Origin of the sequence: Nonomuraea terrae (assembly GCF_044465245.1) — a bacterium.
In the GTDB taxonomy this organism is placed as follows: Bacteria; Actinomycetota; Actinomycetes; order Streptosporangiales; family Streptosporangiaceae; genus Nonomuraea; species Nonomuraea terrae.
This window is the reverse complement of sequence record NZ_JBITLL010000003.1, coordinates 641,702-660,181: the sequence shown is the minus strand read 5'-3', so window position 1 is coordinate 660,181 and position 18,480 is coordinate 641,702. Positions and strand designations below refer to the sequence as shown.

The following is an 18,480-nucleotide window of genomic DNA, read 5'->3' as shown; positions in this document are numbered from 1 at the left end:
CCCGTTCGACGCGTTCGTGACAGGCACCATCACCACGCGTGGAAGGAGCACAGGTGGACTGGAAGCTCGAAGTCGTTCCGATTCCGGTGGCCGATGTGGAGCAGGCGAAGCGTTTCTACAGCGAGCAGCTCGGGTTCGTGGTCGATCACGACACCCGGACCGGTGACGACGTGCGCATCGTGCAGCTCACCCCGCCGGGGTCGGCCTGCTCGATCGTCATCGGCGCCCCCACCGGCACCGAGCCCGGAGCCGTGCGGGGGCTGCAGATCGTGGTGCCCGACATCGGCGCCGCGCGGGCCGAGCTGGCCGGGCGCGGCGTCGAGGTCAGCGCCGTCAAGCACTACGCCGAGGACGGCACCCTGGCCGAGGGCAGGGGTGGCCGGTGGAACTCGTTCGTGTTCTTCAACGACCTCGACGGCAACGGCTGGGTCCTGCAGGAACGTCCCGCCGATGAGTGACGGATGACCTGCGGAAACTCCAACCTCCCTTTATCGACAAACCCGACTTAACGCTGCATCCTGGGATATAAGCGCAGCATGTGCGACATATCCGTGGAACGTGCTTGAAATCTTTCCACGGCACTGTGAGAGCCTCTGGAAAGGGGGCGTGCAATGCTGCTGCGACTGAGGGTGTCGCTGCCGGACCGGCCTGGAGGACTTGGCCAGGTCGCCAAGTCGTTGGGTGCTCTGGGAGCGGACATCCTCCAGGTCACCGTCCTCGAACGTGAGGCGGGACGGGCCGTGGACGACTTCACCGTCTCCTGGCCGGGGCGGATGACTCCCGCGCAGGCACGCGAACGGTTGTCGGCCATGCCCGGCGTGCGGATCGAGGGAGTGTGGCCGACGAAGGACGTGCCCGGCTCGGCACCCGACTACGACCTGCTCATGCACGTGGTCGCCGAGCCGTCGCGCGGTTTCGCCACCCTGGTGGACGCGCTGCCGGGGCTGTGCGGGGCGGAGTGGTCGGTGGCGGTGGCCGACGGCGCCGTCCGGCATGCCTCCCTGGCGGCGCCGCCGGAGTTCGAGCCGCCCGACGCGCCGCCGCGGGCCATCAGCATGGAGGGCAAGGAACACCGGCTGATGCTGCTGCCCGTGCTGACGGCCGGGCTGCACGTGGTGGTGGCGCGCGCGGAGGGACCGGTGTTCCACCGCGCCGAGGTGGAACGCGCCGCCCGCATCGTGGACGTCGTCTCCAAACTGGCCGCCCGCACCTGATCTTTTTTCGTCACACAGCCGATTGACCCGGAAAACAGCTGATTACTAACGTGGGGAATCTGACCGTGTGAACAGGAGCAGCCGGTGACCGTCCACGAACCAGGTCTGGGGCGTTACTACGAGGACTTCGTGGTCGGCGACGTCTACCAGCACCCGCTGGGCCGCACGATCAGTGAGGCGGACAACACCTGGTTCACGCTCCTGACCATGAACACGAACCAGAACCACTTCAACGCCCACTTCGCCGCCAAGGCGCCCACCGGCAAGATCATCGTGAACTCCGGGCTTACCGTGGCCGTCGTGCTCGGCCTGTCGGTCATCGACATCAGTCAGACGGCGATCATGAACCTGGGGTGGGAGGAGATCAAACTCACCCACCCCGTGTTCATCGGCGACACCGTCTACGCCGAGTCGAAGGTGACCACCAAGCGGGAGTCGAAGTCACGCCCGTACGCCGGCATCGTCGGTTTCCACACGCGCGGGCTCAACCAGGACGGCGACGAGATCATGTCGTGGACGCGGACCGTCATGGTCTACAAACGCGACGCGCCCCACGACAAGGGATATTTCCCGCAGGCCAAGACGGGCCCGCTGTGAGGATTCGAGGCATATGGACTTCGAGCTGACCGACGAGCAGAAGGCGTTCCGCGAGACGCTGCGCACGTTCGTGGACAAGGAGATCGTGCCGGTGGCGACCGAGTGGGAGCACTCCGGCCGCTATCCCGCCGAGATCGTCGAGAAGATGAAGCAGATGGGGCTGTTCGGCCTGTCCGTGCCCGAGGAGTACGGCGGGCTGGAGGCGGACATGGTGACGTTCGCGCTGGTCTTCGAGGAGATCGCGCGGGGCTGGATGGGCGTGGCCGGCACGATCGGCTCCCACTCGCTGGCCTGCTGGATGATCGCCCGCCACGGCACAGACGAGCAGAAGCGCCGCCACCTGCCCGACCTGGCCACCGGCGCCCGCCGTACGGCCATCGCGCTGACCGAGCCGGGAGCCGGCACCGACCTGCAGGGCATCCAGACCCGCGCCGTGCGCGACGGCGACCACTACGTCGTCACCGGCACCAAGACCTGGATCACCAACGCCCGTCACGCCGACCCGCTGCCCGTGCTGGTCAAGACCTCCGTCGAGCAGCCGGCGCACCGCGGCATGTCGGTGCTGCTGGTCGACCCGGCCTCACCCGGCTTCGGCATCAGCCGCGACCTGCCCAAGCTCGGCTACAAGGGCACCGAGACGTGCGAGGTCGTGCTCGACGAGGTGCGCGTGCCGGTCTCGGCGCTGCTCGGCGGTGTCGAGGGGCGCGGCATGCAGCAGGTGCTCGGCGGGCTGGAGATGGGCCGCGTCAACATCGCCGCCCGCGCCGTCGGCGTCGCCCAGGCCGCCTACGACGCCGCGCTGGCGTACTCGCGGGAGCGCACGGCGTTCGGCCAGCCCATCTCCGACTTCCAGGCCGTCCAGCTCAAGCTCGCCGACATGGCCACCGAGATCCAGGCCGCGCGGCTGCTCACGTACTGGGCAGCCTCCCAGGCCGACGGCGGCAGGCGGGTGGACATGGAGGCCGGCATGGCGAAGTACTTCGCCTCGGAGGTGGCGCTGAAGGCGTCCCTGGAGTCGATGCGCATCCACGGCGGCTACGGCTACTCGCAGGAGTTCGTGGTCGAGCGGCTCTACCGCGACGCGCCGCTGATGGCGATCGGCGAGGGCACCAACGACGTCCAGCGCATGGTCATCGCCCGCGCCCTGATCTCCGGCAAGGGCAAGGTCGGCTGGTGACGATCTGGGCACGGCCGGCCTGGCCGTGCCCGGATCGCCGCGTGTCAGCGCACGCTGTAGGCGTCGGGCATGGTCTGGACGGTGTTGCCCGCGGCGTGGTGGCCTCCACCCGCAGGCCGGCCGTCGCCCGGCCGCCGGGCCCGACGGCCGCGCGGGCGCCGGCCACCACGCCTCCCTCTCCACGGCACCGCGCCTCCTGAGACCCGGTGCCCGAAGTGCGCCTCCCGCGGCATCTGTCCATACGAAAACGGGGTAGGTTGGGACGGGTGTCCATCGCCGCCCCGCCCTCCGTCATGTCCGCTCCCAGGCTCGCCTGGCTGGACGCGTTGCGCGGCATCGGGGCGCTGGCCGTCGTGGTCGAGCACATCCTGCCCTGGTACCTGCCCAGCCTGCGGTTCTACTGGTTCAACCCGGGCGTCTACGGCATCCTGGTCTTCTTCCTGGTCAGCGGCTACATCATCCCGGCCTCGCTGGAACGCCACGGTGACGTGCGCGCGTTCTGGATCAGCCGGTTCTTCCGCCTCTACCCCCTCTACCTCGCCGTCATCGCGCTGGTGCTGGCCCTGGCCTGGTGGGTGCCGGTGCGCGAGGCCGTGCCGCGCGACGGCAGCGCGGTGGCCGCGCACGCGACCATGCTGCTCGACGTCGTCAGCGTCGGCGGCGTCGCCGACACCATGTGGACGCTGTCGTACGAGATGGTCTTCTACCTCGTGGTGACCGCGCTGTTCCTGACGAGGGGACATCAGCGCAGCGGCACGCTGGCGATGGCGTTCGCCGGCGGGGCCGTGGTGGTCGGGCTGCTCACGCCGGGCGCCGTGCTCGGCGGCAGCTGGACGGCGTACGCCTCGTGCGCCGTCTTCGTGGTGGGCCTGACCTGCGTGGTGGGGGGGAAGTTCCGGACGGCCGCCGCGGTCGTGCTCGGCCTCATGGCGGTGACGCTGCTGGTGCTGAGCAGCCGCGTGCCGTGGCTCGGGGTGGCCGTGCTCGCCGTGATGTTCGCGGGCACGGCGATCTACCGGTGGGAGCGCGGCGACGCCGGGCTGTGGCCGGTGGCGGTCACCGCGGCGCTGGTCGGCATCACGCCGGTGTGGGCCGTCATGAGCGGCTGGTGGTGGGTCCAGGCCGGTGTGTGGCTGACCACGATCGCGCTGGCCGGGGCCACGTTCGCGGGCGCGATGGCGCTGCGCGGGCGGCGGCTGCCCAAGGTGGCCGTGTGGCTCGGCCTGATCAGCTACTCGCTCTACCTGGTGCACCACCCGGTGCTGAAGTACGTCGTGGAGGTCACCGGTGACCTCCGGGCGCGGGAGCTGCCGTACCAGCTGGCCGTGACGGCGGTGGCGCTGGTCGCGGTCGTGGCGCTCAGCGCGCTGGCCTACCGCTACGTCGAGAAACCCATGCAGGCGCTCGGCCGCCGCGTCTCACGCCAGAGCCGGCTCCAGAGCGCGGGCGAGGCCCGGGTGGTGCCCGAGCACCCGGGCGACGACCGGGTCCTCGGCCATGAGGAAGGCCAGATGCCTGACCGCGTGCGCGACAACGTTGGCGACTGAGATCTGCCCGGGCGACGGCGTCGCGGGCGCCTCGCCCCGGACGATCTCCAGCACCGGCACCTCCGTCGCGGGCAGCCACGGCGCGGGATCGGGGCAGACCGCGTAGGTCAGCACGATCGTGCCGCCCGGCTCGTGACGCCAGCTCGTGGAGTGGACGACCGTGTCGCCGTCGCCCGCCGCGACGCCGGCCAGCCTGCGGGCCGTCGCGTCGGGGCTCTCACCGCGCGGCGGCGTGGCGCGGGCCTGCCGGTACGACCAGCGACCGTCGGCATCGACCCGTAGCATGAGCGTCTCGACCGAGACCACGTGTCCTCCCGTCACCGCCAACAACTTACTGCCAATGATGTGCAGGTGCGTCCACCAAGCATATGTCTCCCGCTCTTGAACGCCGGGGGCCGTCCGGGGTGTAGTCGATGGCGTGGGAGAGAGGGGGCCGACGGCCATGGCCGGTTTGCTGGTGCTGATGGGGTCGGGAGAGACGAGCCCGACGATGGTCGAGATCCACCGCGCCGCCGCGCGGACGCTGCGTCCGGGGGCACGGGCCGTGCTGCTCGACACGCCCTACGCCTTCCAGGAGAACCACGCCGACATCTCGGCCCGCGCCCACCGCTATTTCGCGCGCAGCGTCGGCCTCGACGTCGACGTCGCCGCGGGCATCACGGGCGCCGACTGGGTGTTCTCCGGCCCCGGCAGCCCCACGTACGCGCTGGAGCGGTGGACCGGCTCCGGAGTGGCCGGCGACCTGCGCGCCCGGATCAGGGCGCGGGAGGGCGTGACCGTGCTGGCCTCGGCGGCGGCCTGCACGGCCGGCCTGGCCACGGTGCCCGTCTACGAGATCTACAAGGTGGGCGCGGAACCGCACTGGCGCGAAGGGCTCGGCCTGCTGGAGCCGCTCGGGCTGCGGGCCGTGCTGATCCCCCACTTCGACAACGCCGAGGGCGGCACCCACGACACCCGCTTCTGCTACCTCGGCGAGCGCCGCCTGTCCCGGATGGAGCGCGAGCTGCCGCCCGGCACGGCCGTGCTCGGCCTCGACGAGCACACCGCCCTGGTCATCGACCTGGAGAGCGAGTCGGTGCGGGTGGCGGGCCGCGGCGGGCTGACCGTACGCCGGCCCGGCTCCCAGGCGTTCCTGCCGGCCGGCACCGCCACCGACCTCGCCGGGTTGCGCCGCCTGGCGGAAGGCGCGGCCGACGCGCCCGCGCCGCCCCCGCCCTCGCCCGACAGGCGGGAGGCTCCCGCCGAGGCCACCCTGGAGGAGTCGATCCGCACGTGCGAGGAGTTGTTCCGGGCGGCGGCGGCCCGGCCCGAGCCGGTGGCCGCCGCGCAGGCGGTGCTCGACCTCGAGACCGAGATCGTCAAATGGGCCGCCGACACCGAGGAGGACTCCGGCGGGGTCGAGCAGGCCCGCGAGGTGCTGCGGCTGCTGATCGCCCGCCTCGGCGAGCTGGCCTCGGCCGAGACCCGCCGTTCCCGGAGCCTGCCGTGCCTGGTGGAGGCGCTGCTCGCGCTCCGCGGCGAGCTGCGCGCACAGGGCCGCTACGACGTGGCCGACGCGCTGCGCGCCGCCCTGTCGCGCGGCGGCATCACGATCGAGGACACCCCCGGCGGGCCCCGCTGGGCTCCCGCCCCCTGACTCAGCCCGTCACCGGGTGGGTCAGGCCGTAGCGGGCCACGACGTCGTCGAGCCAGTCAGGCGTGCCGGAGGTCAGGCCGTACCGCTCGGCGAGGCCGGCGAACTCCGGCGTCTCGCGCACGCTCAGGCCGGCCGGCGGCTCGACGGAGGCGAAGAGCTCGGCGAGCTCGCGGAAGTAGCCTTCGAAGCCGCCCGGCGTGATGACCTCGACGATGCGGCCGGGCGTCGTCCCGGCGTTCCACATGGCGTGCATCTGCCCGCGCGGCTTGGTGATGTAGCCGCCGGGCCCCAGGACGACCTCGGCCTCGTCGGACCGGAAGCCGATCTCGCCTTCGAGCACGATCGAGTGCTCGTCCTCGCGGCTGTGGCGGTGCGGCATGGTGATCGAGCCCACGGAGAAGGGATGCTCCACGATGGACACCACCCCGTGGGTGTCGTGGCTGCGCAGCTTGAAGACCACGCCGAACCCGGGAATGCCCGCCACGTCGCCGCCGCCGGGCGGCACCACCTTCAGCTCCATCTCGATCTCCTTCATGCGTGGAGTGCTCTGTCCGCGAGGCGTTCGAACTCCTCCGGAGGGAGCAGCCCCGAGACCAGCTCGCCCGCGATGAGCCAGCTCGGCGTGGCCCGTACGCCGTGCCGGGCGCCCAGCGACTCCGCCTCGGCGAGCGCCGCGAACGCGGCGCCGGAGTCGAGCCCGGCACGCAGACCGGCGACGTCGACGCCGGCCTGGGCGGCGTGCCGCTCGATCACCGCCGGGTCGCCGAGGTCCTCGCCGAGCACGAAGTGCGCCTCGAACAGCCGCCGGACGAAGCCGGCCGACGCCTGCGCCGTGTTCAGTCGTACCCACTCCGCGGCGGCCAGTGCCCTTCTGGTGTCGGGCAGCCGGGCCGGCCAGTTCAACGGCAGGCCGGCCGCGGCCGCCTCGCGTTCGAGCGCCGCGTACATCGGCCCCACCCGTGGTCCCGCCTCGATCCCGCCGGCCGGGATCTCGGGATGGATCTGGAACGCCAGATGCACGACGGCCAGGCCGCGGCCTTCGAGGATGGCGTTCCGCTGCTGCGCCACGTAACAGAACGGGCAGATGACGTCGAACCAGTGCAGGACCGATGGACGCGGCTCCACGTCAGCCCCTCGCCTTCGCCAGCCGCGCGGTCACGGCGTCCAGCAGCGTCACCCACGACCGCTCGAACGCCGCGACGCCCTCGTCCTCCAGCACCCGGAACACCTCGTCCAGGTCGACGCCCACCGCCGTGAGCCGGTCGAAGACCTCACGCGCGTGCCGGGCCGTGCCGGTGATCGTGTCACCGGTGATGCACCCGTGGTCGGCGACGGCGCGGAGCGTCTTCTCCGGCATCGTGCTGACCACGCCGGGGGCGACGAGCTCGTCGACGTAGCGGGTGTCGCGGTAGCCGGGGTCCTTCACACTCGTGGACGCCCACAGCGGGCGCTGCGGCCGGGCCCCCGCTCCGGCCAGCGCCCGCCACCGGTCCCCGGCGAAGAGCTCCTGGTACACCGCGTACGCCAGGCGGGCGTTGGCGATCGCCGCCTGACCGCGCAGCGTCAGCGCCTCCTCGGTGCCGATCGCGTCCAGGCGCCGGTCCACCTCGGTGTCCACCCTGGAGACGAAGAACGACGCCACCGACGCGATGCCGGCGAGGTCGTGGCCGCCGGCCCGCGCCCGCTCCAGGCCGGTGAAGAAGGCGTCGACGACGGCCCGGTACCGCTCGGGTGAGAAGATCAGCGTCACGTTGACGCTGATGCCCTCGGCCAGCGCCGCGGCGATGGCCGGCAGGCCCTCCTCGGTCGCCGGGATCTTGACGAAGACGTTGGGCCTGGCCACCGTCCGCCACAGCTGCCGCGCCTCGGCCACCGTCCCCGCGGTGTCCCTGGCCAGCCGGGGGTCCACCTCGATCGACACCCGGCCGTCCACGCCGCCCGTCCGCTCGTGGACGGGACGGAACAGGTCGGCGGCGTCGCGCACGTCCGCCGTGGTCAGCTCGCGGACGGCGGTGCTCGCGCCGGCGCCGGCGGCGGCCGGTCCGCGCAGCCGGCCGTCGTAGGCCGCGCCGTTCGCGATGGCGCCTGCGAAGATCGTCGGGTTGGTCGTGACGCCGGTGACGTGCAGGTCTCGGATGAGACCGGCGAGGTCGCCCGACTCCAGCCGCTCCCGTGACAGGTCGTCGAGCCAGAGGGAAACCCCGGCCGCGGCCAGGTCGGCGAGCCGGTCCGTATCGCTCACTGGTGCACCGTCCTCTTTCCGGTGGCGGCCTCGACGGCCCGCTCGATCGCCGCGACGTCGAGCTCGGTCGAGCCCAAGGGCACGCTCCGCCGCTCCGCCTGGCCGGCTGACTCGGGATTCATCCGGGACTCCCTCTCGGACTGGATTTTCGTTACAGCTATTGAATGTAACGTAAGTCGCGAAGAGCTCCGGCGTCGCCCGCCATTTGTGTTACAGTCACAGTCTGTAACGTATCGACCACCGCCGCGAGGGGATCCGATGGAACGAGAGCCGCAGGGCGAGCGGGCGCATCCAGGAGGCCGGCCCCGCGACGCGGCCATCGACGAGGCCATCATCCTGGCCACCCGCGAGCGGCTGGTCCGCGACGGCTATTCGAAGATGACCATCGGCGACATCGTCGCCGACGCCGGGGTGACCAGGCCCACGCTCTACCGCCGCTGGAAGAACAAGTTCGACCTGGTCGTCGACGCCCTCGACTACGGCTTCCGCAAACAGCGCGACATGTACACCGTCGACATGTCCGAGCTGGAGCCGCGCGAGGTGCTCGTCGAGGCCGTCCGCCGGCTCGACCCGGCCTACTTCAACCCCGACGCCATGGTGCTCATGGGCAACTTCGCCGGCGAGGCGATCCGCACCCCCGAGCTGATGGAGATCCTGCGCGAGCACGCCGTCGAGCCGCGCGTCTCGTTGATGGAGGAGGTGCTGAAGCGACTGCGCGAGCGCGGCGCGGTCCGCGACGGCATCGACACCCGCGTGATCGCGATGATGTGCTTCGGCGCCTACTTCGCCGCCTTCTACGCCGGCGAGCCGAAGAAGGAGATCCCCGAGCGCGTCGTCGCCGTGCTCTGGCCCGCCATCGCGGCCGGGCGGCCGTGACCTCCGTGACGGTCGAGCGCGACCTCGTCTACGCCACCGCCGGCGGCGCCGACCTCGCGCTTGACCTCTACCGCGCCCCGCAGCCAGGCGCGCCGCTGGTGCTGTACGCCCACGGCGGCGGCTGGCGGCACGGCGACAAGGCCGACGGAAGCGCCGAACGGCTCGCGCCGATGGCCGCGTACGGCGTGACGGTGGCGTCGGTGAACTACCGGCTGGCGCCCGGCGCCGTCTTCCCCGGCCCGCTGCACGACCTCAAGGGAGCCGTGCGCTGGCTGCGCGCCCACGGGCCCCGCCTCGGCCTCGCGACCGAGCGGATCGGCGTGTGGGGCGCGTCGGCCGGGGCCTACCTCGGCTCCCTGCTGGCCCTCACCCCCGGCGACGCCGAGCTGGAGGGCGACGTCGGCGGCAACCTGGGCCTTTCCAGCGGCGTGCAGGCCGCCGTCCACTGGTTCGGCCAGTCCGATCTGGTGGTGTCCGCCTCGCGCAGCGCGCTGGAGGCCCGCCTGCTGCCGTTCGCGTTCGAGGCCGACCTGCTCGGTGTGGCCGGTCCGGGCGACGTCGCCGGCCGGGCGCGGGGGTTGAGCCTGTTGTCGCGCGTCACCCCGCAGGCGCCGCCGTTCCTCATCGCGCACGGCGACCGCGACCGGGTGATCCCGCCCTCGGAGGGCGAGGCCCTGCACCACGCGCTCAGCCGGGCCGGGGTGAGCAGCCGGTTCGAGCTGCTGGGCGGCGCCGGCCACGAGGGAGCCGAGTTCGACCGGCCCGGCTCGCTCGCCGTGACGGCGGCGTGGCTGCGCGCCGTCCTCGGCTGACGCCTGTTCTCGGTGGTCGCTCGTCGTGCTGGAGCGGGGCCCGGCCTCGGTGGCCGCTCGTCGTGCCGGGCCGAGGCCCGGTCTCAGCGGCGCGGGGGGTCGATGCGGGTGCCGTCGGGCTTGAAGAGCATGACGCGGGAGAGGTCCACCGCGATCTTGGCGGCGTCGCCCGTACGCCAGACGGGCCGGCCGCCCAGGCGGACCACCAGGTCCGCGCGGCGGTGGATGCCGCCGTTCGGGTGTTGTCCCACCCGCTCCTGCTCCTGGTGCTCCTCCCCGCGGCCGAACAGCCGCCGCGCGAGCCGCTGCAGCGTGCCCGGGCCGTCGTCCTCGCCGCCCGCCCGGATGCGCGGATCCGGCGGCTCCGGCACCGGCACTGGCGGCATCCCGCACTCCACGTACGCCAGCCAGTCGTGCCCGTGGTACTCCAGCGCCCGCACCCGCCCGTAGAACGACGGCCCGTCGTACGACTCCGGCACCGGCGCCAGCCCGTCGGGCCGCATGCCGACCAGCACCTGACCGCCGGTGTGCTGCGAGAGCGCGTACGCCCGGGGGTCGCTCCACGGCATCGTCAGCCGGTGCGGCCCGAAGTCCAGCATCACGTACTGGTTCTGCGGCGTCCTGACATCGGCGGCCAGCAGGTTCAGCTGCTGGGAGTTGAGGAAGGCCGCGACGAACGCGGTCGCCGGGTCGTTGTAGATCTGCGCCGGTGTGCCCACGTCCTGCAGCACCCCGCGGTTGAGTATCGCGATCCGGTCCGCCAGGGTGAGCGCCTCCACCTGGTCGTGGGTGACGTAGACGGTGGTGACGCCGAGCGACCTGACCAGGGCCGAGATCTCCATCCGAAGCTCGGTGCGCATGCCGGCGTCGAGGTTCGACAGCGGCTCGTCCATGAGGAACAGCCGGGGCTGGCGGACGATCGCCCGGCCCATCGCCACCCGCTGGCGCTGGCCGCCGGAGAGCGTGCCGGGCCGGCGGCCGAGCGTCTCCTCGATGTGCAGCGCCTTGGACAGCTCGGTGACGCGCTCGCGCACCAGCGCCGGGTCGGCCTTGGCGATCTCCAGCGGGAAGGAGATGTTTCCCCGCACGGTCCTGTGCGGGTAGAGGGCGCCGTTCTGGAACACCATGGCGACGTCGCGGTCGCGCGGCGCCAGGTGGTTGGCCACCTCGCCGTCCAGCCACAGATCGCCGGTGGTGATCTGCTCCAGGCCCGCGATCATCCGCAGCAGCGTCGACTTGCCGCATCCGGAGGGCCCGAGGAGGACCAGGAACTCGCCGTCTTTCGCCTGCAGGCTGAGCCGGTCGACGGCGAGGAAGCCGCCCGGATACACCTTGGTCACTTTGTCGAGTACGACCGAGCTCATGGGCCCACACCTTGCGCGCGTGTCAGCTGGGACAGGGCTGATTGAAGAGGTAGTACATCGCGGCTTAATAGTGAATGTCCACCCTTGACATAAAGAAAGTGATCCGGGGGCTATTTCGGTCGTGAATTTAGGGTCGCCCTTTCGCCGATTTTTCGGGATTTATGTCCCATGCAAGAGCTTTCGTAGAGTTGCGGCAAGACCTTTCAGGGGCCAGAGGTGCCAGAGAGGTGGGGGAGGGCCATGACCGGCTTGTGGCGGAACGCCGCGCCGTCGGCCTCACCGCGGCGCCCTTCGGCTCGGGGCTGGACGGCGCGGTGCCGCTCGCCTCGGACGTCCCTGGAGCAGCCGATTCGGCTGCCTGGTGGAAAGTAAAGTGAGGGCATGAACGGTAACGCTCGCCTCGCCGACATCGCCGCCCAGGCCGGGGTGAGTGAGGCCACCGTCAGCAGGGTGCTCAACGGCAAACCCGGCGTCTCGGCCGCCACCCGCCAGGCCGTGATGACCGCCCTCGACCTCATGGGCTACGAACGCCCGCCCCGGCTGCGCCAGCGCAGCAACGGGCTGGTCGGCCTGGTGACGCCCGAGCTGGACAACCCGATCTTCCCCGCCTTCGCGCAGGCCATCGAGAAGGCGCTGACCCAGCACGGCTACACGCCCGTGCTCTGCACCCAGCTGCCCGGCGGCGCCCCCGAGGACGAGTTCACCGAGCTGCTGGTCGACCGCGGCGTGTGCGGCATCGTGTTCGTCTCCGGCCTGCACGCCGACACCAGCGCCCGGATGGACCGCTACACCCGCCTCACCGACCGCGGCCTGCCGATCGTGCTGGTCGACGGCTACAACGAGCAGATCGACGCCCCGTTCATCTCGCCCGACGACCGCCTGGCCACCAGGCTGGCCGTGCAGCACCTCGTCGACCTCGGCCACGAGCGCATCGGCATCGCGCTGGGGCCGCGCAGGTTCGTCCCGGTGATCAGGAAGATCGAGGGGTACAAGCAGGCCATGGCCCAGTTGCTCGGCGCGGCCGATGTCGACGACCTGATCTCCCACTCGCTGTTCTCGGTCGAGGGCGGGCAGGCGGCCGCCGCGCAGCTGCTGACCCGCGGCTGCACCGGCATCGTGTGCGCCAGCGACCTCATGGCCCTGGGCGCGATCCGCGCCTGCCGGGAGAAGGGGCTGTCGGTGCCGGGAGACGTGTCGGTCGTGGGGTTCGACGACTCGCCGCTGATCGCGTTCACCGACCCGCCGCTGACGACCGTGCGCAAGCCGATCGGCGCGATGGCCTCGGCCGCCGTGCAGACGCTGCTCGAAGAGGTCAACGGCGCGCCCGCCCGCCACGTCGAGCTGGTCTTCCAGCCCGAGCTGGTCGTCCGCGGCTCCACCGGGTCCGGGCCGCTGGTCAACCGGTGACCCGCCGACCCTCACCGGTAGATCCGGATAAGTCGCAACAAAAAACATTTAATAGTACGATCCGCCGCAGCCGGAGCTGATCCGGACGCGACGGGGCGGCCTGCCCGCGGCCCGGTTACGGCGCGGCGGGAGCGTACGAGCGAGGAGTGAGAGCTGTGACCGTCGTCGTGTGCGGCGAGGCGATGCTGCTGATGCTGGCCGAGCCCGGAGTCCCGCTGGAGCGGGCGACCGCGTTCCGCCGCTCCATCGCCGGCGCGGAGAGCAACGTGGCCGCGGGCCTGGCCCGGTTGGGCCACGACGTGCGCTGGATCGGCCGGGTCGGTGCCGACCCCGCGGGCCGCTCCGTGCTCGCCATGCTGCGCGCCGACGGCATCGACACTTGTCACGCCGTCGTCGACCCGGGCGCGCCCACCGGTCTGCTGGTGCGCGACAGCCACCCTTCCCGTGCCATCGACGTGCAGTACTACCGCGCCGGCTCGGCCGCCTCCCGGCTGGCCCCCGAGGAACTGGCGCCGGAAATGGTGAGCGGCGCCCGGATCGTCCACGTCACCGGTATCACGCCGATGCTGTCCGACTCGGCCCACCAGGCCACGCTGCGCCTGTTCGACCTCGCCCGCGAGGCGGGCGCGCTCGTCTCGTTCGACCCGAACATCCGCCTCAAGCTCGGCTCACCCGAGCAGTGGCGCGAACGCGTCGCGCCGCTGCTCGGCCGGGCCGACATCGTGCTGGCGGGGCAGGACGAGCTGGAGCTGCTCGGCGTGGACCCGGCCCGGCTGGACGCGCTGGTCGTGGTCAAACACCGCGACAAGTCCGCCACCCTGGGTGAGGCGCGGCAGGAGGCGTTCCCGGTGACGCTGGTCGACCCGGTGGGCGCGGGCGACGCCTTCGCCGCCGGGTTCCTGTCGGGGCTGCTGCGCGAGGAGCCGTACGAGACCTGCCTGCGCGAGGCCGCGGCGGTGGCGGCGCTCGTCGTGCAGTGCGTCAGCGACACCGACGGGCTGCCCGACCGGGCCGGCCTCGACCGGGCACTGGCCTCGTTCACCGAGGCGGGGGAGACGGTCCACCGTTAGGCCCGCGCGGATCGGCGTCGCGGTCACTCGCCGAGCTCATCGTCGTGGTGGGGCAGCGAAGGCGATCAGCTCGCCCCGGTAGGCGCGCCGGGTAGGGCGAGGCGCCGGCGTTGGCCGGATCGGGCGGTGGATCCGCCGGAAGCGTGCCGTGCCGCTGGTGCTCTCGCGCTCGGCAGTCAGGATGGCTGGACTTCGTCGAAGAGGGTGAGGGCTTCGGTGGGGTCCGGGCTCACGAGGCGTTCCAGGCCGGCCGCCGTGATCTTCGCCCACCTGCCGGCCCGTGCCCACATCTGTTCCTCGAAGGCGCGGACGGCCTCGTCCAGATCGCCAGGGCCGGGGGCGGCGACGACGGACTCGGCGAGTTCGGCGCCTTCCAGCATCGCGAGGTTCGCGCCCACCCCCAAGGGCGGCATCAGGTGGGCGGCGTCGCCCAGTAGGGTCACCCCGGGGACATGGGCCCAGGTGTGGGACACGGGCAGGACGTAGAGGGGGCGGTGGACGAAAGCGGTGCCGTGGCGGAGGAGGTCGAGGACGGGAGCGGCCCAGCCGTCGAACAGGGCCAGCAGGCTTGATCGCATAGCCTCGACGTCGGCCAGGTCCAGGGCTGCGCGCCGGTTCAGGCCCATATGCCGGTCCAGGTCCGGGTGCCAGTCCAGCGGCGCGCGGAACTGGGCGTACACCTTGACGTGGCCGCCGCTGTTGCGCTGGGCGACGAGGGCCCGGTTCGCACCGTACACAGCCATGGAACCGTCGCCGATCAGGCGAGCGAGGTCCGGATGGCGGGTGTCGACGTCGTCCAGGGACGTCTCGACCAAGGTGACGCCGGTGTAGTGCGGCGTCGCGGACGAGACCGCCGGGCGGACCCGGGACCAGGCGCCGTCCGCGCCGACCACGAGGTCGAACGTCTCCTGTCGCCCGTCCGCGAAACGGACCAGCACGCCGTCCCGGGTCCCCGGCACCACCTCCGTCACGCCCCGCCCCCACTGGACGTCCAGAGGTCCGAGCAGCAGGTCACGGAGTTGCCCGCGGTCGATCTCGGGATTGGCCCGGTCACCCGGACGGGGTTGCCAGTCACGCAGGACGGTGCCGTCCACGTCCAGGATGCGCATGGCCTGCCCCTCGGGACGGGACAGCGCCTGGAACTCCGCCAGCAGCCCCGCCTTGCCCAGCGCCAGCTGGCCCATCCCTTCGTGCAGGTCCAGCGTGCCGCCCGGGGGACGGGCGTCGGGGGCGGGATCGCGTTCGAGGACGGTGACGGGGTGATCGTGGCGGTGCAGGACGCGGGCGAAGGCAAGGCCGGCCGGGCCGCCTCCGACCACAGCGATACGCTGTATCATACGGTGTATCATAGCGCCGCACTGTACGTGACACTTGCGACATATCGCAACAGTACGATGGAGTCCATGACTGTATGGGACCGGCCGGAGCCGCAGTTTCGCGCCGCGCCGCTCGGCCGGGAGCGGATCGTCGCCGTCGCCATCGCTCTGGCCGACGAGGGCGGCCTGGAGGCCGTGTCGTTGCGCAAGGTCGCCGCCCGGCTGGACGCCCGTCCGATGCGGCTGTACGGATACATCTCCACCAAGGAGGAGCTGTTCGACCTCATGGTGGACGAGGTCTACGCCGAGATCCTCCCCGAGGAGCAGCCCGGGGACTGGCGGGAGGCGCTGCGCGTCCTCGCCCACCGCACCAGGCTGACCACGCTCCGTCACGAATGGCTGGCCGACCTGCTGGGCGGCCGTCCGACCCTGGGCCCGAACGCCCTCGCCGTGACCGAGGCCACGCTGGCCGCGTTCGACGGTCTCGCCGACCTCGAGACCGTCACGCGCGCCGTGGAGACCGTCAGCGCCTACTTCACCGGCGCGATCAGGCGCGAGATCGCGAATGTGCGGGCCGAGCGCGCCACGGGCCTGTCCGAGCGCGACTGGCAGCGCGCCTCCGGCCCGCATGTGATGAGGATGCTGGCCACGGGCCGCTTCCCGGCGCTGGCCAGGTTCGTGTACGACGGCACGGAGGTGGGCGCCGAGGAGTCCTTCACGACCGGCCTCGACTGGGTCCTCGACGCCGTGGCCGCCAAACTCCGCCCGCCGGCGTGACGCTCAGGATTTCCCCGGCACCGCATGACGCCACCGGCCCCCGTAGTCACCGGTGGTGCCGTCGGGCAGGTCCGGCCGCCAGAACCGCTGGTCGCCCAGATCGGCGAAGCGGGGCGCGAACCGGTGGCCGAGCATGGAGAAGATCCCGAACACCATGGCGCTGTGTGGCCTGGCCGGCCGTGACCACCTCGGGTTTCGAGGCCCGGCGGCTGCGCGTCGACAGCGTCCGGACATCCGGCAGACTGAGCAGCGAACCGCCGCGAGATCCCGAGGAGACCCCATGACCGTCGCCGTCCACGTCGGCCCTGAGCCCGTTCCCACGCTCGTCGAGGCCGTACGCCGAGGGGGTGGCCAAGTCGTGCCGCTGGAGGAGGCGGAGGCGATCGTCTACTTCGGCGGCGGCGACCCGCAGACGCTCCGCTCCATGCTGCACGAGGGCATCAGCTGGGTGCAGCTGCCGAGCGCGGGCGTCGAACGGTGGGTGGACGCCGGCATCATCACCCGCCATCCTGTCTTCACCGCCGCCACCGGCGCGTACGCCCCCCAGATCGCCGAGCACGCGCTGGCCCTGATGCTGGCCGCCGCGCGCGACCTGCACCGGCACGCCCGTGCCACGTCGTGGGGCGCCAACACCTCCGTGGAGCTGTCCGGCTCGACGGTCGCGATCGTCGGCTGCGGTGGCATCGGGCGCAGGCTGATCCGGCTGCTGGAGCCGTTCGGCTGCACGATCGTCGCGGTCACCGACAGCGGCGCGGTCCCCGGCGCCGCCCGGGTCCTGCCGCGCGCCCGCTACCGCGACGCGCTGCCCGACGCCCACTACGTCGTCATCGCCGCGCCGGCCACGCCGGACACCAGGGGCATGTTCGGGGCGCGCGAGTTCGCCCTCATGCGCGAGGACGCCTGGCTGGTGAACATCGCCAGAGGCGGCCTCGTCGTCACCGCCGACCTGGTGGACGCGCTGCGCGCCGGCCGCATCGGCGGGGCGGCCCTCGACGTCACCGACCCCGAGCCGCTGCCCGACGGCCACCCGCTGTGGGAGCTGGAGAACGCCCTCATCACCCCGCACAGCGCGAACCCGCACGCCGCCTACTGGCGCCGCCTCGCCGAACGGGTCACCGCGAACGTACGGAACTTCGCCGCCGGCGAGCCCCTCGACGGCGTGGTCTCCCCGGAGCAGGGCTTCTAGGGCCTGTACGGAGTTCGGATCTTCAGATCGGTTGAAGACTTCCCATCCACAAGACGGCTCCGCGTACATGAAGGCCGGCCAGGTGGCTTCTGGGCGTCTTGTCGAAACGGAAGGCCATCCCGCGCCACTCCTTGATCCGATTGATGCAGTGTTCCGCCGTGTCGCGCTGCTCGTAGAGATCGAGCGCGGGCCGCGCCGGCAGAAGGTACAGGCGACCGAGCGGCCGACGGCGACCGGACGGGAACGGCGAGAGGTGGTCCAGGCCTTCCTGGCGGCGGCTCGCCGCGGCGACTTCGAGGGCATTGCTCCGCGTACTCGACCCCGAAGTGAGGCTGACCGTCGACACCCCCAACGGCGTGGTCGTCGTCCTCGGCGCCACCAAGGTCGCTGAAGGCGCATGCGCTCGAGGTCGCCGCCGCGAGAGGGCGAGCGGTGCTCGTCGGCCTTCCCGGGTTCGTTGAGTCACTGCCGAGCATGAGATTGCGGCAATGCCAGCTACTCGGCCTTCAACCATGGGAAGCGGGGCATGACGGAGCATCCGAGCGAAAAGCCCCGTTAGCGGGTGCTCTTGGCCAACTATTCGATCTGCCGCTCGCCCTGTTCGCTGCACGGGGGCGGGCCGGGGGCGAAGGAGCGGTATCGCAGCGAGGACACCGCGAACGCGATCACGGGGGACGGTCGGGGGACTTCCTGTCGTTCCCCGTCGAGTCTGCGTGTTGACCTTCTTGCGACTGTCTCGCTCGAGCCGCCGTGGCGTGCCCGAAACAGGTCGGGCATCAGGGCCTGGTGGCGGTGTGGGCCCGGTGTTCGCGGATCTCGCCGTGGTGGTCGGCGACCCAGGTGATCAGAGACGTGACGATGTGGTGGAGGCTGCGGCCCAGGGGGGTGAGGGCGTACTCCACACGCGGCGGCACCTCCGCGTAGGCGGTCCGGGTCACCAAGCCGTCCTGCTGGAGCTGGCGCACGGTAAGGGTGAGCATCCGCTGTGAGATGCCGGGGGCGTCGCGCTGCAGGTCGGTGTAGCGCAGCGGGCCGGCCTCAAGTGCGGCGATCACCAGCAGGCTCCACTTGTCCCCGACGCGGTCCAGCACCTGGCGGATGAAGTCCATCTGCTCGGCGGGGATGCCGGCGCACGGTCCCCGGTCTGCTGCGGCACCTGACCGGGCTGCGACGTCCATGGCGCACATTCCCTTCCGGCACGCACATCGATGTGCCTTTTGTACGGCCTTCCATACTGGTCCATCATGGCGCTACGCACA

Annotated in this window: 21 protein-coding genes; 12 read left to right on the top strand and 9 right to left on the bottom strand. The window is 71.7% G+C overall.

Translation table 11 applies throughout. The features are described from left to right. Positions 1-53 precede the first annotated feature (53 nt). The 6 genes from ACIBP6_RS15545 (at position 54) to ACIBP6_RS15520 (ending at position 6,171) form a co-directional block, all read left to right on the top strand. On the top strand, positions 54-458 hold the full coding sequence (locus tag ACIBP6_RS15545; protein ID WP_397052583.1) for a VOC family protein: 405 nt from the start codon (positions 54-56) through the stop codon (positions 456-458). A gap of 153 nt (positions 459-611) precedes the next feature. Continuing rightward, a complete protein-coding gene (locus tag ACIBP6_RS15540; protein WP_132618428.1) occupies positions 612-1,214 on the top strand; it encodes an ACT domain-containing protein in 603 nt (200 codons plus the stop codon). Between the two features lie 84 nt (positions 1,215-1,298). Further along, a complete protein-coding gene (locus ACIBP6_RS15535; protein ID WP_397052581.1) occupies positions 1,299-1,811 on the top strand; it encodes a MaoC family dehydratase in 513 nt (170 codons plus the stop codon). A gap of 13 nt (positions 1,812-1,824) precedes the next feature. After that, complete coding sequence (locus tag ACIBP6_RS15530; protein WP_132618424.1) at positions 1,825-2,988, top strand: acyl-CoA dehydrogenase family protein; 1,164 nt, start codon at positions 1,825-1,827, stop codon at positions 2,986-2,988. 266 nt (positions 2,989-3,254) lie between these two features. Further along, a complete protein-coding gene (locus ACIBP6_RS15525) occupies positions 3,255-4,535 on the top strand; it encodes an acyltransferase family protein (protein ID WP_397052580.1) in 1,281 nt (426 codons plus the stop codon). Positions 4,536-4,977: 442 nt separating this feature from the next. Further along, positions 4,978-6,171: a hypothetical protein gene (locus tag ACIBP6_RS15520; RefSeq protein WP_397052578.1), complete on the top strand. Its 1,194-nt coding sequence runs from the start codon at positions 4,978-4,980 to the stop codon at positions 6,169-6,171. A gap of 1 nt (position 6,172) precedes the next feature. On the opposite strand, the gene ACIBP6_RS15515 is transcribed toward ACIBP6_RS15520, so the two are convergent. Genes ACIBP6_RS15515 through ACIBP6_RS15500 form a run of 4 tightly spaced genes read right to left on the bottom strand, consistent with a single transcriptional unit; the run spans position 6,173 to position 8,535 of the window. Continuing rightward, complete coding sequence (locus ACIBP6_RS15515; RefSeq protein WP_397052576.1) at positions 6,173-6,706, bottom strand: cupin domain-containing protein; 534 nt, start codon at positions 6,704-6,706, stop codon at positions 6,173-6,175. After that, on the bottom strand, positions 6,703-7,296 hold the full coding sequence (locus ACIBP6_RS15510) for a DsbA family protein (RefSeq protein WP_397052574.1): 594 nt from the start codon (positions 7,294-7,296) through the stop codon (positions 6,703-6,705). Before ACIBP6_RS15510 ends, ACIBP6_RS15515 begins: the two co-directional genes overlap by 4 nt. 1 nt (position 7,297) lies before the next feature. Beyond that, positions 7,298-8,413 carry a transaldolase gene (gene tal, locus ACIBP6_RS15505; RefSeq protein ID WP_397052572.1) on the bottom strand — a complete coding sequence of 372 codons (1,116 nt, stop codon included), beginning with the start codon at positions 8,411-8,413 and terminating at the stop codon, positions 7,298-7,300. Beyond that, a complete protein-coding gene (locus tag ACIBP6_RS15500) occupies positions 8,410-8,535 on the bottom strand; it encodes a hypothetical protein (protein WP_397052570.1) in 126 nt (41 codons plus the stop codon). The genes tal and ACIBP6_RS15500 overlap by 4 nt, the downstream gene beginning before the upstream one ends. 136 nt (positions 8,536-8,671) lie before the next feature. Between ACIBP6_RS15500 and ACIBP6_RS15495 the strand changes: the two genes are divergently transcribed. Both ACIBP6_RS15495 and ACIBP6_RS15490 read left to right on the top strand, forming a co-directional pair. After that, positions 8,672-9,289: a TetR/AcrR family transcriptional regulator gene (locus ACIBP6_RS15495; protein ID WP_397052568.1), complete on the top strand. Its 618-nt coding sequence runs from the start codon at positions 8,672-8,674 to the stop codon at positions 9,287-9,289. Between the two features lie 5 nt (positions 9,290-9,294). Further along, positions 9,295-10,101: an alpha/beta hydrolase fold domain-containing protein gene (locus tag ACIBP6_RS15490; protein ID WP_397052567.1), complete on the top strand. Its 807-nt coding sequence runs from the start codon at positions 9,295-9,297 to the stop codon at positions 10,099-10,101. A gap of 83 nt (positions 10,102-10,184) precedes the next feature. Here the strand turns inward: ACIBP6_RS15490 and ACIBP6_RS15485 are convergent, their stop codons facing one another. Next, positions 10,185-11,465, bottom strand: coding sequence for an ABC transporter ATP-binding protein (locus ACIBP6_RS15485; RefSeq protein ID WP_397052565.1), 1,281 nt, complete (start codon positions 11,463-11,465; stop codon positions 10,185-10,187). A 381-nt stretch (positions 11,466-11,846) separates the two neighbouring features. Between ACIBP6_RS15485 and ACIBP6_RS15480 the strand changes: the two genes are divergently transcribed. Next, complete coding sequence (locus ACIBP6_RS15480) at positions 11,847-12,872, top strand: LacI family DNA-binding transcriptional regulator (protein WP_132620958.1); 1,026 nt, start codon at positions 11,847-11,849, stop codon at positions 12,870-12,872. A 155-nt stretch (positions 12,873-13,027) separates the two neighbouring features. Then, positions 13,028-13,942: a sugar kinase gene (locus ACIBP6_RS15475; RefSeq protein WP_397052563.1), complete on the top strand. Its 915-nt coding sequence runs from the start codon at positions 13,028-13,030 to the stop codon at positions 13,940-13,942. Between the two features lie 176 nt (positions 13,943-14,118). On the opposite strand, the gene ACIBP6_RS15470 is transcribed toward ACIBP6_RS15475, so the two are convergent. Then, the gene (locus ACIBP6_RS15470; RefSeq protein ID WP_397052561.1) at positions 14,119-15,279 is read right to left on the bottom strand and encodes an FAD-dependent oxidoreductase; all 1,161 of its coding nucleotides are present in this window, start codon (positions 15,277-15,279) and stop codon (positions 14,119-14,121) included. A 66-nt stretch (positions 15,280-15,345) separates the two neighbouring features. Here ACIBP6_RS15470 and ACIBP6_RS15465 point away from each other — a divergent pair, with 66 nt between their 5' ends. Continuing rightward, on the top strand, positions 15,346-16,035 hold the full coding sequence (locus tag ACIBP6_RS15465; protein WP_397052559.1) for a TetR/AcrR family transcriptional regulator: 690 nt from the start codon (positions 15,346-15,348) through the stop codon (positions 16,033-16,035). A gap of 3 nt (positions 16,036-16,038) precedes the next feature. Here the strand turns inward: ACIBP6_RS15465 and ACIBP6_RS15460 are convergent, their stop codons facing one another. Then, entirely contained in the window at positions 16,039-16,191 is a 153-nt protein-coding gene (locus ACIBP6_RS15460; protein WP_397052557.1) for a Tn3 family transposase, read from the bottom strand. A gap of 124 nt (positions 16,192-16,315) precedes the next feature. Here ACIBP6_RS15460 and ACIBP6_RS15455 point away from each other — a divergent pair, with 124 nt between their 5' ends. Beyond that, the gene (locus ACIBP6_RS15455) at positions 16,316-17,221 is read left to right on the top strand and encodes a D-isomer specific 2-hydroxyacid dehydrogenase family protein (RefSeq protein WP_397052555.1); all 906 of its coding nucleotides are present in this window, start codon (positions 16,316-16,318) and stop codon (positions 17,219-17,221) included. 22 nt (positions 17,222-17,243) lie between these two features. On the opposite strand, the gene ACIBP6_RS15450 is transcribed toward ACIBP6_RS15455, so the two are convergent. Beyond that, on the bottom strand, positions 17,244-17,567 hold the full coding sequence (locus ACIBP6_RS15450) for a hypothetical protein (protein ID WP_397052553.1): 324 nt from the start codon (positions 17,565-17,567) through the stop codon (positions 17,244-17,246). A 430-nt stretch (positions 17,568-17,997) separates the two neighbouring features. Then, positions 17,998-18,399, bottom strand: a complete 402-nt coding sequence (locus tag ACIBP6_RS15445; protein WP_397052551.1) for a winged helix-turn-helix transcriptional regulator — start codon at positions 18,397-18,399, stop codon at positions 17,998-18,000. Positions 18,400-18,480: the final 81 nt, after the last annotated feature.